Origin of the sequence: Pseudoalteromonas sp. (assembly GCF_041629635.1) — a bacterium.
In the GTDB taxonomy this organism is placed as follows: Bacteria; Pseudomonadota; Gammaproteobacteria; order Enterobacterales; family Alteromonadaceae; genus Pseudoalteromonas.
Genome location: NZ_JBFKMX010000012.1, coordinates 1 through 15,115, shown reverse-complemented (window position 1 = coordinate 15,115; position 15,115 = coordinate 1). Strand labels below are relative to the sequence as shown.

The 15,115-nt window shown below is 40.5% G+C and carries 11 protein-coding genes and 3 tRNA genes; all 14 read right to left on the bottom strand.

The features are described from left to right. Positions 1-15: 15 nt before the first annotated feature. A complete protein-coding gene (gene oadA / locus ABYD77_RS03285) occupies positions 16-1,806 on the bottom strand; it encodes a sodium-extruding oxaloacetate decarboxylase subunit alpha (RefSeq protein WP_372766964.1) in 1,791 nt (596 codons plus the stop codon). A gap of 17 nt (positions 1,807-1,823) precedes the next feature. Further along, positions 1,824-2,060, bottom strand: a complete 237-nt coding sequence (locus tag ABYD77_RS03280; RefSeq protein ID WP_372766962.1) for an OadG family protein — start codon at positions 2,058-2,060, stop codon at positions 1,824-1,826. 1,358 nt (positions 2,061-3,418) lie between these two features. Continuing rightward, positions 3,419-3,495, bottom strand: a tRNA-Arg gene (locus ABYD77_RS03275). A gap of 59 nt (positions 3,496-3,554) precedes the next feature. Next, positions 3,555-3,631 (bottom strand) — tRNA-Arg (locus tag ABYD77_RS03270). Positions 3,632-3,641: 10 nt separating this feature from the next. After that, a tRNA-Ser gene (locus tag ABYD77_RS03265) sits at positions 3,642-3,734 on the bottom strand. 169 nt (positions 3,735-3,903) lie between these two features. After that, a complete protein-coding gene (locus ABYD77_RS03260) occupies positions 3,904-5,724 on the bottom strand; it encodes a DUF885 family protein (RefSeq protein ID WP_372766960.1) in 1,821 nt (606 codons plus the stop codon). A 115-nt stretch (positions 5,725-5,839) separates the two neighbouring features. Next, positions 5,840-6,031, bottom strand: coding sequence for a carbon storage regulator CsrA (csrA, locus tag ABYD77_RS03255; protein WP_274761899.1), 192 nt, complete (start codon positions 6,029-6,031; stop codon positions 5,840-5,842). 81 nt (positions 6,032-6,112) lie between these two features. Beyond that, positions 6,113-7,327 (bottom strand): aspartate kinase, encoded by a 1,215-nt coding sequence (locus tag ABYD77_RS03250; RefSeq protein ID WP_372766958.1) that lies wholly within the window; start codon positions 7,325-7,327, stop codon positions 6,113-6,115. Between the two features lie 2 nt (positions 7,328-7,329). Further along, positions 7,330-9,930, bottom strand: coding sequence for an alanine--tRNA ligase (alaS, locus tag ABYD77_RS03245; RefSeq protein ID WP_372766956.1), 2,601 nt, complete (start codon positions 9,928-9,930; stop codon positions 7,330-7,332). 8 nt (positions 9,931-9,938) lie between these two features. Beyond that, positions 9,939-10,403 carry a regulatory protein RecX gene (locus ABYD77_RS03240; RefSeq protein WP_372766954.1) on the bottom strand — a complete coding sequence of 155 codons (465 nt, stop codon included), beginning with the start codon at positions 10,401-10,403 and terminating at the stop codon, positions 9,939-9,941. Then, on the bottom strand, positions 10,404-11,219 hold the full coding sequence (locus ABYD77_RS03235; protein WP_372766952.1) for a BPSS1780 family membrane protein: 816 nt from the start codon (positions 11,217-11,219) through the stop codon (positions 10,404-10,406). 68 nt (positions 11,220-11,287) lie between these two features. Then, the gene (ribA, locus tag ABYD77_RS03230) at positions 11,288-11,896 is read right to left on the bottom strand and encodes a GTP cyclohydrolase II (RefSeq protein ID WP_372766950.1); all 609 of its coding nucleotides are present in this window, start codon (positions 11,894-11,896) and stop codon (positions 11,288-11,290) included. Positions 11,897-12,656: 760 nt separating this feature from the next. Further along, the gene (iscX, locus tag ABYD77_RS03225; RefSeq protein ID WP_372766948.1) at positions 12,657-12,857 is read right to left on the bottom strand and encodes a Fe-S cluster assembly protein IscX; all 201 of its coding nucleotides are present in this window, start codon (positions 12,855-12,857) and stop codon (positions 12,657-12,659) included. 83 nt (positions 12,858-12,940) lie between these two features. Next, positions 12,941-15,100 (bottom strand): S46 family peptidase, encoded by a 2,160-nt coding sequence (locus tag ABYD77_RS03220; protein ID WP_372766946.1) that lies wholly within the window; start codon positions 15,098-15,100, stop codon positions 12,941-12,943. Positions 15,101-15,115 lie beyond the last annotated feature (15 nt).

Sequence of the window (15,115 nt, the reverse complement as noted above, 5' to 3'; positions counted from 1 at the left end):
TACACCTCTCCAACCTTACACTAACGAAAATAAAGGATCGCCAGTCGATACTGAGTCGCCTTCCGATACAAATATTTCAGCTACCGTACCGTCTTTTGCTGCGCGAACTTCAGTTTCCATCTTCATCGCTTCCATAATAATCACAACATCACCTTGAGACACTTGTTGGCCAGGCTTTACACTCACTTTAAAAATATTACCTGACAATGGTGAATTTAGCGTTTCGGCAGCATCAACAGAAGCTGATTGCGGCAATACATCTGTGTGCTGATTTGCAGCGCTTGGCACTGGTTGAATATTGGTTAGTTCACCACTTGGTGCCACACTTACCGCATACACTTTACCGTCAACACTAATACTGTAATGTTCTGTTTTACCATTACCTTTTGGTGCTGGCGTTTGCTCTGTTGGTAACGGATCATTGCTTGGCGCAGGCTCAAATGCATCTGGGTTATTGCGGTTTTTAAGGAATTTCAAACCAATTTGCGGGAATAATGCATACGTTAATACATCATCAATTACATCATCTGCCAAATCGAGTTTATCTTTTTGCGCAATTTCATCTAACTCTTGTTCTAATTTGCTTAGCTCTGGTTCGATTTGATCCGCAGGGCGACATGTAATTGGCTCAGCACCGTCTAAAACTCGTTCTTGTAGCTCTTTATTTACTGGTGCTGGCGTTGCACCATACTCACCTTTAAGTACACCTGAGGTCTCTTTAGTGATTGATTTATAACGCTCACCTGTGAGTACATTTAAAACAGCTTGGGTACCAACAATTTGCGACGTTGGTGTTACTAATGGCAAAAAGCCTAAATCTTCACGTACTTTTGGGATTTCCAGTAATACATCGTCAAGCTTATCTTCTGCGCCCTGCTCTTTTAACTGGTTTTCCATGTTTGTTAACATGCCGCCAGGCACTTGCGCTAACAAAATACGTCCATCAACGCCTTTTAAACTACCTTCAAATTTTGCATACTTTTTACGTACTTCTCTAAAATAGGCTGCAATTTCTTCCAATAGATTCATATCAAGGCCAGTGGCACGATCTGTATTCTCAACGATTGATACCATAGTTTCAGTAGCACTGTGACCATAAGTCATACTCATACTAGAAATTGCGGTATCAAGCATATCGATTCCGGCATCAATCGCTTTTTGGTATGTTGCTGTACTTAGGCCTGTTGTGGCATGGCACTGCATTGCAATTGGCACTGCAACAGTCTCTTTTAATCCGGTGATCAGTTTTTCCGCATCATACGGATTGAGCAAGCCCGCCATATCTTTAATACAGATTGAGTGAACACCTAAGTCTTCTAACTGTTTTGCTTGATCAAGCCACATTTGTAAGTTGTGAACTGGGCTAACTGTGTACGAAATTGTACCTTGTGCGTGTGCACCTACTTTTACCGCTGACTTAATTGCCGTTTCTAGGTTACGAACATCATTCATCGCATCAAAAATACGAAATACGTCTACACCGTTTTTATGTGCACGTTCAACAAAACGTTCAACAACGTCATCGGCATAATGGCGGTAGCCTAGTAAGTTTTGTCCACGCAGTAACATTTGCTGTTTGGTATTTGGCATTGCCGCTTTTAAGGCACGAATGCGGTGCCAAGGATCTTCACCTAAATAACGAATACAAGCGTCAAATGTTGCTCCACCCCACGATTCCATTGACCAATAGCCGACTTTATCTAGCTTATCTGCAATTGGTAACATATCTTCTAAACGCAAACGCGTTGCTAACAAAGACTGGTGAGCATCACGCAATACTAATTCGGTTAATTTTAATTGTGACATTGATTTGGCCCCTTTTATTATTGCTTTTCGCGGTATTGTTTTACTGCCGCGGCAATCGCAGCTACGTGACTAGTTGGTACTTGATTACCGGATAATTTAACTGGGTTTGGTTTTACTTTAGGTGTATCAAAGTTAGCAAGTGCTCTAGACATGCCTTTAATGGTAAAAATTAATATGGTCAAAAAGACAAACACCACCACCATACCTGTAAACATTAAAACAGCTGCTTCTATCAGCAATCCTGATACATCCATTCCCCACCTCAAATTAGCATTTTTAGTTAAGTTTTTTTAATAACTATTCAAAACTGATGACCAATATTGATCACTTACAACAAATTGTCAATTGGTAAAACCAATTCACAACACTATACAAGATTAAACATGTCATTAACAATAGGCTAAAAACATGACAAACATGAGCTTATTTCATGACCTTTTTTATATAATATGGGAGGAAGTAGATAGCAGCTATGCATGTTACTGCTGTTTTACATAAAATTACCTGCTTAATCGGTATATTCGAATAGCCAAGTCATCACACTAAAAATTGGTAAGACCAATTATTTAAGTCTAAGTTATATTTATTTGATGTCGCAATTTTTTCAAAATATGCACACGAATATTAGTGGAGTATAAATAGAGGTATCTCTGAAGATGAAATATTGCCACAAGGCAATTTTCATTTTGATTAGTTTGATTAAGTTTACAAAAATCAGAATCATCACGAAATTTGATAAATCTGAAAAGTATTTATCTAATTTTAGGCAAAAAAACGATGCTCAATGGTTGATGTCACTTCAAAAGAAGTGGCGGACGCGGGACTTGTTTATCTAAAAGAGTGAACCTCCGATCGCCTAGTTCGTAGCCAGGTACTCTATCTAGCTGGGCTAAACCGTCAAAGTATGTATTTGCGTTTAAATAGGACTCTGATGTTTTGCCTTTAGCAAATTTTAGGAACAAAAAAACCGACGATTGTCGGTTGATGTCACTTCAAAAGAAGTGGCGGACGCGGGACTTCTTTATTTAAAAGATTGAACCTCCGAGCGCATGGTTCGTAGCCAGCTACTCTATTCAGCTAGGCTAAGCTTCCGTAATATACTTTAGTAGTTTACATCTAACTCTGATGCTTTCTATCTAACAAATTTTAGACACAAAAAAACCGACGCTCAATGGTTGATGTCACTTCAGAAGAGGTGGCGGACGCGGGACTTACTTACCTAAAAGTGAACCTCCGACCGCCCGGTTGGTAGTTAGGTACTCTATCCAGCTAAGTTTCGCGTCCGCAGTATGCTTTAGTTTTTACATCTAGCACTGATGCTTACGAACCTTGTTCGTTGCCAACTTGGTCTAGCTACAACTAATTAGCTAAATTTAGGCACAAAAAAACCGACGCTCAATGGTTGATGTCACTTCAGAAGAAGTGGCGGACGCGGGACTTACTTACCTAAAAGAGTGAACCTCCGACCGCCTGGTTCGTAGCCAGGTACTCTATTCAGCTAAGCTTACGTAATATGCTTTAGTAGTTTACATCTAACTCTGATGCTTTCTATCTAACAAATTTGAGGCACAAAAAAACCGACTTTCGTCGGTTGATGTCACTTCAGAAGAAGTGGCGGACGCGGGAGGATTCGAACCTCCGACCGCCTGGTTCGTAGCCAGGTACTCTATCCAGCTGAGCTACGCGTCCGCGATATTTCTAATTTTACATCTTAGCCGATGACTATTTATTTAACCACTTTAGTAAAGTGGCGGACGCGGGAGGATTCGAACCTCCGACCGCCTGGTTCGTAGCCAGGTACTCTATCCAGCTGAGCTACGCGTCCGTACAAGACATGGCGGAGAAGGAGGGATTCGAACCCTCGATAGGGCTACAAACCCTATACTCCCTTAGCAGGGGAGCGCCTTCGGCCACTCGGCCACCTCTCCGTCTTGTGGGTGCGTATATTAAAGCCTATTGAAAATAAGTCAAACAATTTTAGTCATATTTTTTCTGTTCGTTCACAGAATATGCAGTTTGCTTATTTTTGTAGCTAAGGCGGCTAGAATATACAAGTTTTTGCATTAAGTAGCAGCCGAAACTGCTACTTAAATTTACTTATTTTACACTTTCAATCCAGCTATCTAGTTTAGCTTCTAGAATCGGCATTGGCAGTGCACCATCAATCAAAATTTGTGTATGGAACGCTTTAATATCAAATTTATCACCAAGTGCAGCTTTTGCTTTTTCACGCAGCTCACGGATTTTAAATTCACCCAATTTATAAGATAAGGCTTGTCCAGGCCAGCCGATATAACGCTCAACTTCTGAAATAATGTCACTTTCAGCCATAGATGAATTTGCCTTCATGTATTCAATACCCTGCTCACGTGTCCAACCTTTTGCATGGAATCCCGTGTCTAATACAAGGCGCATTGCGCGTAATTGCTCATCAACTAAACGTCCGTACCACATATAAGGGTCCGTAAATAAGCCTAGCTCTTTACCTAAACTTTCCGCATACAATGCCCAACCTTCAGCAAACACAGTGTAGCCACCAAATTTTCTAAAACGTGGTAAACCTTCTACTTCTTGTTGTAATGCAATTTGGAAGTGGTGACCAGGAGCAGCTTCATGAATTGAAAGAGTTTCTAATAAGAATTTTGGCTGCGCTTTTAGGTTATGCGTATTGATATAAAACACGCCCGGTCTTGAACCATCTGGTGCGGGTGCTTGGTATGATGCGCCCGCAGCAGATGCCGCTCTAAATGCTTCTACTGGTTTAACAACATAATCTGCTTTTGGCGCGATATCGAAGAGTTTAGGTAACTTGGCATCAATCTTGACTTTTACGTCTTCATACGCTTTAACTAGATCTTCTGGCTTATCATAATAAAACTCATCACTATCACGTAAATGAACGAAAAATGCGGCTAAATCACCTTCAAAGCCAACAGCTTCTTTCACACCTTTCATTTCATTTAAAATGCGCTCTACTTCACGCAACCCAATTTCGTGAATTTCGTCAGCATTTAAATCAAGCGTAGTATGTTGTTTAATTAAAAACTCATACCATGCTTTACCATTTGGTAAGTTTGCATAACCGACTTTCACATTTGCAGCTGGAATGTATTCTTGCTCTAAGAATTTAGCCATTTTTGCGTATGCTGGCACCAGAGTGTTCAAAATAAGTGCTTGATAGTCTGCTTCGATTTGCGCTTTATCTTGTGCTGAAATTGACTCTGGCATATCAGCTACAGGCATCCAAAAAACACTTTGTGTATGATCAGTTACAACGTGGGCTTGGAATTGTGGCAGTAACTTTTTCGCAAGCACTTGAGGCAAAGTCACATTTTGCTTAATGCCTTCACGCATATTTTCTTCGACACTTTCTAACCAAGTAACAAAACCATTTGCGCGACCAATAAAGGCATCAAATTCAGCCTTAGTTGTAAATGGTTGTGCACTTTTACCTGAACCAAGGCTTGCAAAGGTATTATGTTCGCCCGCCATTTGATCAATTGGAATTAAGTAGCTTGGAAATTTCTCTGACTCCAAAGAAAGGGCTAAGTCACGCTTGAAAATTTGGTAGCTTAACAGATCTTGGCCGGTTAACTTTGTAGCATCAATAGCAGCTAATAATGACTGGTATTTCTTAGTAAACGCCGTTGCTTTCGCTCGATTTTCAGCGCTTATAACTGGGCTCCACTGATTATTGTATTGAGATTCACCCACATAAGTACCAGATACCGGTGAAAATGCTAAAGCTTCATCAAAATAGCTTTCAACAAGTTGATTGAGTTTTTGATTTTCAGATAATTGAACTGTTTGCTCTGTGGCTGCTTTTTCAATAACGGTTGTATTCGAATTCGATTGTGTATCCATGCAACCTGTTAGTGCAAGGCCTACCGCTAGTGCGAGAGAGGTTTTTTTAATCATAGCGTTGTTATCATTGTTAAAATTGTATACATCATAACAGTAGATAAAACAGTGACAAGGTATTAAAAACAAAAAAAGCCAGCATTAATGCTGGCTCTTAAAATTCTGCTCTAAACTATTCGTTGCCTGGTTCAGAGTTAGCTTTTTCAGCTTGAATTCGCATATAAATTTCTTCACGATGTACTGAAACATCTTTTGGTGCATTAACACCAATACGCACTTGGTTACCCTTAACGCCAAGTACAGTAACTGTAACTTCATCCCCAATCATGAGGGTTTCACCTACGCGACGAGTCAAAATTAGCATTCTTTGCTCCTAAATATCCAAAGTTTAAAGATTCCGTATCAATTCCATTTTACATGAATATTATTTAAAAAGTTAGAACTTTTACTGGTCTAAAGTAAAAGCACTATGTAAAGCTCTAACTCCCAATTCTAGGTACTTCTCATCTACTAAAACCGAGACTTTTATCTCAGAGGTTGAAATAAGCTGAACATTAATATTCTCATTTGCTAATGCTCTAAACAGCTTTCCTGCAACACCAGCATTTGATTTCATTCCTATCCCAACAACAGAAATCTTAGCAACAGTTTCATTAACTGTAACTGAATCCGCATTAAGAGTTGTAAGATTTTGTTTAATTAACTGTTCTGCCAACTGCGAATCGACTTCATGTACAGTTAAAGCATAGCCGACTTTATCGCCTTTGCAGGAAAAGTTACTGATCATGTCAATTTCTATGTTGTTATCAGAAAATATCTCTAAAAATTCAGCTAGTTGCTGTGGTGTATTCTCTAAGTTATGTACTTTGAACAGCACTTCATCTTTGCTAAATGCAATCCCAGAAACTACCTTTGAATTCATAGGGTTTTCCTCATAACTAATTAAAGTACCATGATCAGGTTCGAATGATGAAAGCACACGTAAAGGCAGGTTATGCCTGCCAGCTGCTTCTACAGAGCGGATTTGTAAGACTTTAGCGCCTAAACTCGCAAGCTCAAGCATTTCTTCAAAGGTAACATAATCCATCCGCTTCGCTTTTGGTTCAATGCGTGGGTCGGTAGTGTAAACACCATTTACATCGGTATAAATCTGGCATTCATCGGCATTAATTGCCGCAGCAACTTCAACCGCTGTGGTATCCGTGCCACCCCTTCCAAGCGTGGTGATATTACCTTCGATATCTCGCCCTTGAAATCCGGCAAGGATCACAATACGCCCCTGCTCTAGCTCTTGATTTAAGCGTTTTGGCGGGATCATCTGAATTCGCGCTTTACCAAACAGGTTATCGGTCATAATGCCCGCTTGATCAGCCAGTAAGCTAATTGCCGAATGACCGCGTTTGATAATAGCCATAGCAAGCAATGCAACAGAAACTTGCTCACCGGTAGTTAACAATACATCGAGCTCACGAGAACTAGGATTGGAGTCAATTTGCCTTGCGAGATTAATTAGACGATTGGTTTCGCCAGACATCGCTGAAACAACAACAACGACTTGATGCCCTTGCTGTTTAGAGCGCACAACCAGATCAGCGACAGCTTCAATCCGCTCTATCGAACCAACTGAAGTGCCACCAAATTTTTTAACTAATAACGCCAAGTTTAAGCGCGCTCACTCACCCACGCATTCACACTTTCAAGTGCTGCAGCTAAGTTTTCTGGTTGAGAGCCACCTGCTTGTGCCATATCAGGACGACCACCACCTTTACCACCCACTTGCGATGCCATGTGGTTAACTAGCTCACCGGCTTTAAACTGACCAGTTAAGTCTTTTGTCACACCCGCAATTAGGCTTACTTTATCGCCACTTGCAACACCAAGCGCAATAATGCCTGAGCCAAGTTTGTTCTTAAGGTCATCAACCATACCACGCAATGCTTTTGACTCAGTGCCTTCAACATTTGCTACTAGTAATTTAACGCCATTTACATCTATTACAGCGTCAAGTAATGATGCACCAGCTGCACTTGCAAGCTTATCGTTAAGTTGCGCAATTTCTTTTTCAAGGCCTTTAGCGCGCTCAACTAATGCTGATACTTTGTCTAACACATTATTGCTATCGCCTTTCACTAGCGCAGCAATTGCTGATAATGTTTCAGCTTGTTTATTGATGTAAGCAACTGCACCTTCACCTGTCACTGCTTCAATACGACGAACACCTGCAGCAATACCACCCTCAGACACAATCTTGAATAAACCGATGTCGCCGGTGCGCTTAACGTGCGTACCACCACAAAGCTCAATTGAGAAATCGCCAATGCTAACAACGCGAACTTCATCGTCGTATTTCTCACCAAATAACGCCATTGCGCCTTTTTCTTTCGCTGCATCAATTGCCATTAATTCGGTATTTAGATCGATGTTTTTACGGATCTCAAGGTTCACCATATCTTCGATGTGTTGTAACTCTTCTTTTGTTACTGCTTCAAAGTGTGAGAAGTCAAAACGTAAACGCTCAGGATCATTTAATGAACCTTTTTGCGTAACATGGTCACCAAGTACAACTCGAAGTGCTTCGTGTAATAAGTGCGTTGCAGTGTGGTTCTTCTTGGTGTTATCGCGACGTGTTGCATCAACATGCGCATCAACACGGTCATTCACACCAATACGGCCAACTACTTTACCTTTGTGGGCGAATGCATTACCCAGTTTTGTGGTGTCTTCAACAATAAACTCACCATTAGCAACTTTAAGCACACCCGTATCACCAACTTGACCACCGCTTTCTGCGTAGAAAGGTGTGCGATCAAGAATAACAATACCTTGCTGTCCGTCTTCAAGAACAGTAACGGCATCTGCACCGCTAAATAATTCAACCACAGTACCTGTGTATTGCTCGCTATCGTAACCTTTAAATTCAGTGGTTTTTTCAGACTTTAACTGGTCATTGTAGTCTGCACCAAACTTACCAGCTTGCTGCGCTTGTTTACGTTGAACTTCCATTGCTTCTTGGAAGCCACGCTCATCAATGGTCATAAAGCGTTCACGAGCAACATCTGCCGTTAAATCTGCAGGGAAACCATAAGTATCGTAAAGCTTAAATACTAAATCACCTGGGATTACATCGCCTTGTAAATCTTTTAGGCTTTCTTCTAAAATCGCAAGACCACGATCAAGGGTTTTACCAAACTGTTCTTCTTCAATACGAAGTACTTTTTCGATAATCGCTTGTTGCTGATGTAATTCTGGATAAGCTTCACCCATTTCTGTTGCAAGCGCTGCAACGAGCTTATGGAAGAAGGTACCTGTTGCGCCCAGCTTATTACCGTGACGAACAGCGCGGCGAATAATACGGCGTAATACATAACCACGGCCTTCGTTTGATGGCATTACACCATCGGCAATTAAAAATGCACATGAACGAATATGGTCAGCAATAACACGCAATGATTTATCTTCTAGATCTTGTGCGTTAGTTACAGCAGCCGCAGCTTTGATTAAGTTTTGGAAAATATCGATTTCGTAGTTTGAGTGAACACCCTGCATAATTGCAGAAATACGCTCAAGACCCATACCTGTGTCAACAGACTGACTTGGCAGAGGGTCCATTGAACCGTCAGCGTGACGGTTGTATTGCATAAATACTAGGTTCCAGATTTCGATAAAACGGTCACCGTCTTCTTCTGGGCTGCCCGGAGGTCCACCCCAAATGTGCTCACCGTGATCGTAGAAAATTTCTGAGCAAGGACCACAAGGACCTGTATCACCCATTGACCAGAAGTTATCTGCTGTATCAATACGAATGATCTTATCTTGTGGTAAACCCATTTCTTTGTGCCAGATATCAAACGCTTCGTTATCAGTGTGATAAACCGTTACCAGCAGCTTCTCTTTTGGTAACTTGATAACATCTGTTAGAAATTGCCATGCAAACTTAATCGCATCTTGCTTGAAGTAGTTACCAAAACTGAAGTTTCCCAGCATTTCGAAGAACGTGTGGTGACGGGCAGTATAACCTACGTTTTCTAAATCGTTGTGCTTACCACCAGCACGCACACAGCGCTGCGAACTCGTCGCACGATTGTATGGACGGCGCTCTGCACCTAGGAATACATCTTTAAATTGCACCATACCTGCATTGGTGAATAGCAAGGTAGGATCGTTGCCTGGTACCAATGAACTTGATGGCACCACTTGGTGTTGCTCTGATGCGAAATAATTTAGAAACGCGTTGCGGATTTCCGCGGTCGTCATATGCTGCATGCTACCTCTCACTCGTTTGACGGACTTGTTTGCATTGCAAATTCAATTTGTTCATGATTAAACCCTCGATAATTCATGTAGCGAATGCGCTTCGCTTTTTCTTTAAAGTCGAGGGAACTACTTGTATTTGTGAATTTCTTATTATATGCGGATTGGGCCTGCAGATACCAGTCTATTTCTAATTCTTCGACAATAGTTTGTACTAGATCGGCACTTACCCCTTTTTGATAGGCTTCATTTTTAATTCGCATTAACCCCAAACCTTTATTTATTTGGCGTCGCACAAAGCTTTCGGCATAGCGAATATCATCAATGAAGCCATAATCTTCACACCATAAAATGAGCTTTTCAATAAACTCGTTGTCTTCACAACGAGTAGCTAATTTTTTGGCAATTTGTGCTTTGGAATACTCTTGTCGTGAAAGCAACCAAAGCACATAATTTTTTAATTTGGCTTGTTCTTTTTCTGTCATTTACGCATCAAATCTATCGTGATTTTGCGCTTGTGGCTGTTCATTATTTGACTGTTCGGATTTAACGATTACTGATGACATAAACATCGCTTGGAAAGACACAAAGAACCCTGCATAAAGCACTGGTAAAGTAAATAACAATGGAATAAATGATAAGAATGCGGCAAATAAAATTAGGCCCGCTGAGATTGCACCAAAAATACCCAGCGCCGCCATATTATGCCAAAACACCAAAAGGCTTGCTTTGATACACTCTAAAATGCTGTTGTTTTCAGAAAAATAAACCAGCGGAATCGTGTAAGCAAAACACATGGTGTAAAGTGAATACGCAGCAATAAGCACAATGATATTTGAAAACTGAATGCTATCGATTACTTGTTGTGCATGTAACTGCACTAGGTCAACATTTTGTGATTCAACGGCCTGAAGATAGGCATTAAGAGGCTCACTCAAGCCTTGAAATAACGATGTTGTTAAAAGCGCTAAAATAAATCCACCAAATAGGTGATAAAGCCCTAAGCGAAATAACATCAAACGTCTTCCAGCTTCACTAAACACATTAAAAAGGTCAAAAAATGCGATTTTTTTACCTTGTTGACGATTTAACATGGCACGATAAAAACCCGCCGTGACAAATGGCATTGCCAGTGCTGCAGGCAGCTGAAAAATCGGCGCAACCAATGCGATTAAAGATAAAACACCAATAAATAGGTGCATTAGAATAAAGGTACCAGGTTGGCATTTAAACAATTCCCAACCAGCTTTAAACCAGTTAACACCTGCTTTTGCCTTAAAAATCCGTATTTCAATTGCCATTTTTCTTTCTTATAAATGAAAACGCTCCATAAAATGGAGCGTTAATAAATCAACACGATAGCTCTATGCTACTTTTTTAGTTGCGTTAAATCCAGCATATGTGAACCATGAGCCACTTTCGTCGCTAAATAGGCTTCATTGCCTTCTTTTAAATGTGCTGACGTACCGACTTGCTCCACTATGTTTATGCCCGATTCACTGAGCGCTTTAACTTTACGTGGATTATTTGTAAGAAGTTTAACTGATTCAATATCAAGCGCCTGCAACATTAACGCTGCATCTCTAAACTCTCGTAAGTCGTCGGCAAAGCCTAAATGATTATTTGCTTCGTAGGTATTCATACCTTGCGACTGTAAAACATAGGCATCAATTTTATTATATAAACCAATACCACGCCCTTCTTGGCGTAAATAAAGAATAATACCGCCTTGCTTGTGCATCATTTCAATGCATTCATCAAGTTGTTCGCCACAATCACAGCGTGAAGAATGGAATACATCCCCTGTTAAGCACTCAGAGTGCATACGAATTAACGGGTTTGGCTCTTTATCAGCGTTATTAAAGATTAAAGCGACGTGTTCTTCACCGTCTAAAAGACCATGAAAAGATACAATTTCTGCAGGGATTTTACTGTTTTTGCCAACTTTGAGCTGGACTCTTGCTCTTACTTCAGCCACGACATTTCCAACAAGTATTTTGTGATATTATAACACTAGCTTTTTATTGAAACTAGCGTGTAGGTTTAAATATGTGCTTTTTTCAGCTTTTCAATGCCTGTTATAAACTTTATCCGCCAAATCCCATAAATAATAGGTTAGCTCGCTTTTACAAAGCTTAAAGCCTTAATCGAAAGAACAGCACCCACTGCTATAGGGTTAAAAAAGGAAAATGGTTCACTTGAATAAGAAAAATAATGCGTTAACTGCCATGTTTGCAGTTAACACACTAAGTTAGAAAGGTAAAAAATTAAACGACTAATTTAGCTTTGTTTCGGATACTAATTCTTGACCAAAATTGATCATGCGAATGCGGTTAATTGAAACATTTTGATTTACCTATAATTAAACAATAAATGTAATAACACACGGCATCACACATACTCAAAATTGGTTATAGGTGCTTATTTACCGACAAAAAGAATTATCACTTTAAGTTCAGTGCACTGCACCTACACCTTATTAACACGCTGATTTTAAATCTATACCATCGCTAAATGTGAATTAAACGAAACAAATTACTTATAGATAACAAATGATGATAAGCATTGTATCAATAGACTCGATATACTAAGCTTAATTGTAATATTAGGTGCATAATTCATAAATAGTCAGTCTAATTATAGAACTTTGATGCTAAGCTATCTGATGGCAGCTTCTGGGAACACATGCGACTGTCAGATTTGAATAGTCTGACAGGTCAAGTTAAGCCTTCTTCAGCTTAATCAGACTCTTCTATCCAAGCCATTTGAACTGCTTCTAAAATACGTTCGCCGCAGTGGTTTGGGTCGTCATCAAAATCCTCTAAATTAAGTATCCACTCGCGTAAATCTGTAAAACGTATTTTCCTAGGATCTACTTCTGGGTACTCATCGAGTAGTGCTAGCGCGATTTCAAATGAATCAGTCCACTTAAGGTGCATACATTCTCCTTACTTAATTAATTTCAGTCAGATAAACAAAAGGGAGACTCACCGTCTCCCTTTTAATCTAGTTGTAAAATTGTTTATCGTACAATCTTCATTTCATTGAGTAGGTTTTGGGCATTATCGACTTTGTCCATTACCCAAAGCATATAACGTGAATCTACGTGGATTGAACGATTTAAGTTTTCATCGTAATCCCAGTCACCAATGATACTTTCGTAAACACCGTCAAACAGTAAACCAACAAGTTCTGCGTTACCGTTAAGTGTTGGTGAGCCTGAGTTACCACCTGTGGTATCAACATTTGATAAGAAGTTTACTGGTACTGTGTTCATACCACCTGTGTAATCACCGTATTGCTTTTGCTTGATTAAGTCATTTTGCTTTTTCGGTGAGTTAAATGGTTCAACATCGGTATTTTTAGCAAGCAAACCTTCAAGTGAAGTAAACGGCGTTGCTAAAAGGCCATCTTGCGGCGAGTAACCACCCACTGTACCGTAAGTAACACGTAATGTGCTGTTTGCATCTGCGTATACTGGCTTATTAAGAGATTTATTGTAGGCAATAATCGCTTCCATTAATGCTGGGCGCGCCGCCTGCATTTTACCCGTTAGTTCTTTCTCTTGATCTTCAATTGACTTCATTACACTGAAAATCGCTTTTGCGTATTTCACAAATGGGTCGTTGCTTTGATCAAGCTGCGCAAGATCTAAGTCCAGCATCCATAAACGCGCTTTTTCATCAGCCAGTTTAGAGTTTGCATACATTTCATCTAGCATTGCTGCATGTTTTGTTTTATCAAAACCATTGGTTAGATTTAGCGCGCTATCAACTTCAACTAAACGCTCATTTGCAGGAAGTGCAGCGTATAGCTCTAAGAAATGAAGTAGAATGGATTTATCAACTGGCTCTGCATAACGACGGCTCATGCTCTTAAGACGCGCTTCAATACGTGGTAAATCACGCTCTTGATAACCACTTTCGCGCTCAGCGTCTGGCTTTTGCTTTTCAACGGCTAAACGATACAACATACGCGCTGTTGAAATCATTTGCGAGCGGTGTACGTAACCAAGCATACGATCACGTTGGTTATGCTTTTGTGACTCTGCAACAAGCGCTTCTAAATCAGCTAACACACTACCGTATTTTGCTTTACGGTCACTGTCACTGTTGATCCACGCTTGTAGGTCTTGTTCAAACTGCTGCTTACGGGTGTACATCGACCCTTTTTTGAAGCTCTCAATCATTGAGCCATAGTTCTTAATGTAGTTATTGTAACCAGCAATCGTGCTTTCGTATGCGATACGCTCTTGCGAACCTTCTGGCGCATTTTCTTCAATCAGCTCAACATATTTAGAGTTATGCTTGCGCGCAAGTGGGTATGCGGTATTGAAAACATAATCTACTTCTGGAGATACACGGTAACGGTTAGTACGGCCTGGGTAGCCTGTTACCATTACAAAGTCACCTTCTTGTACCCCTTTAGCACTCACGCTCAGGAATGAATTAGACTCAAACGGTACGTTATCTTTTGAAAATTCTGCAGGTTTGCCATCTTTACCAACATATGCACGGTAGAATGCAAAATCACCTGTGTGACGTGGCCACATCCAGTTATCGATATCGCCACCGTATTTACCAACCCCCATTGCCGGCGTGTAAGCTAAACGTACATCTTTAATCTCAAGCGATTTAATTAGGTAATACTCTAAACCACCGTGGAAGGTATACACATTACAGCGGTAGCCTTTATCTTCTTCACACTCAGCAACAAGTGCTTTGCGGTTAGCATCAATTGCTTCGTAGCGAGCTTTGCCAGCAAGACTTTCAGTGCCTTTTTTCACTTTGGCCGTTACATCAGTTACTTCTTCAGTAACATAGACACGAGAGCCCGGTGCAGCTGGTAAATCTTCAGAAGGTTTCTTTGCTAAAAAGCCATTTTCTAGAATGTTGTTATCAGTTGTTGAATTGTACTGGATAGAACCATAAGCACAGTGGTGGTTAGTTACAACTAAACCTTTTGGCGATACAAATGATGCAGTACAACCACCAAGGCTGATGACGGCATTCATTGGGAACTCGGTAAGCTTTGAGATTGACTTAGCGTCGATTGTTAAGCCTTTTGCTTTAAGGACATCTTCTAATTCAGGTAATTGGTGTGGTTGCCACATACCTTCATCGGCAAAAGCCGAGCCTGCAAAGCTAACTGCAAGTGCAGCTGCGATCGCTTTAATGCGCATTGTGCGTTTCCTTTT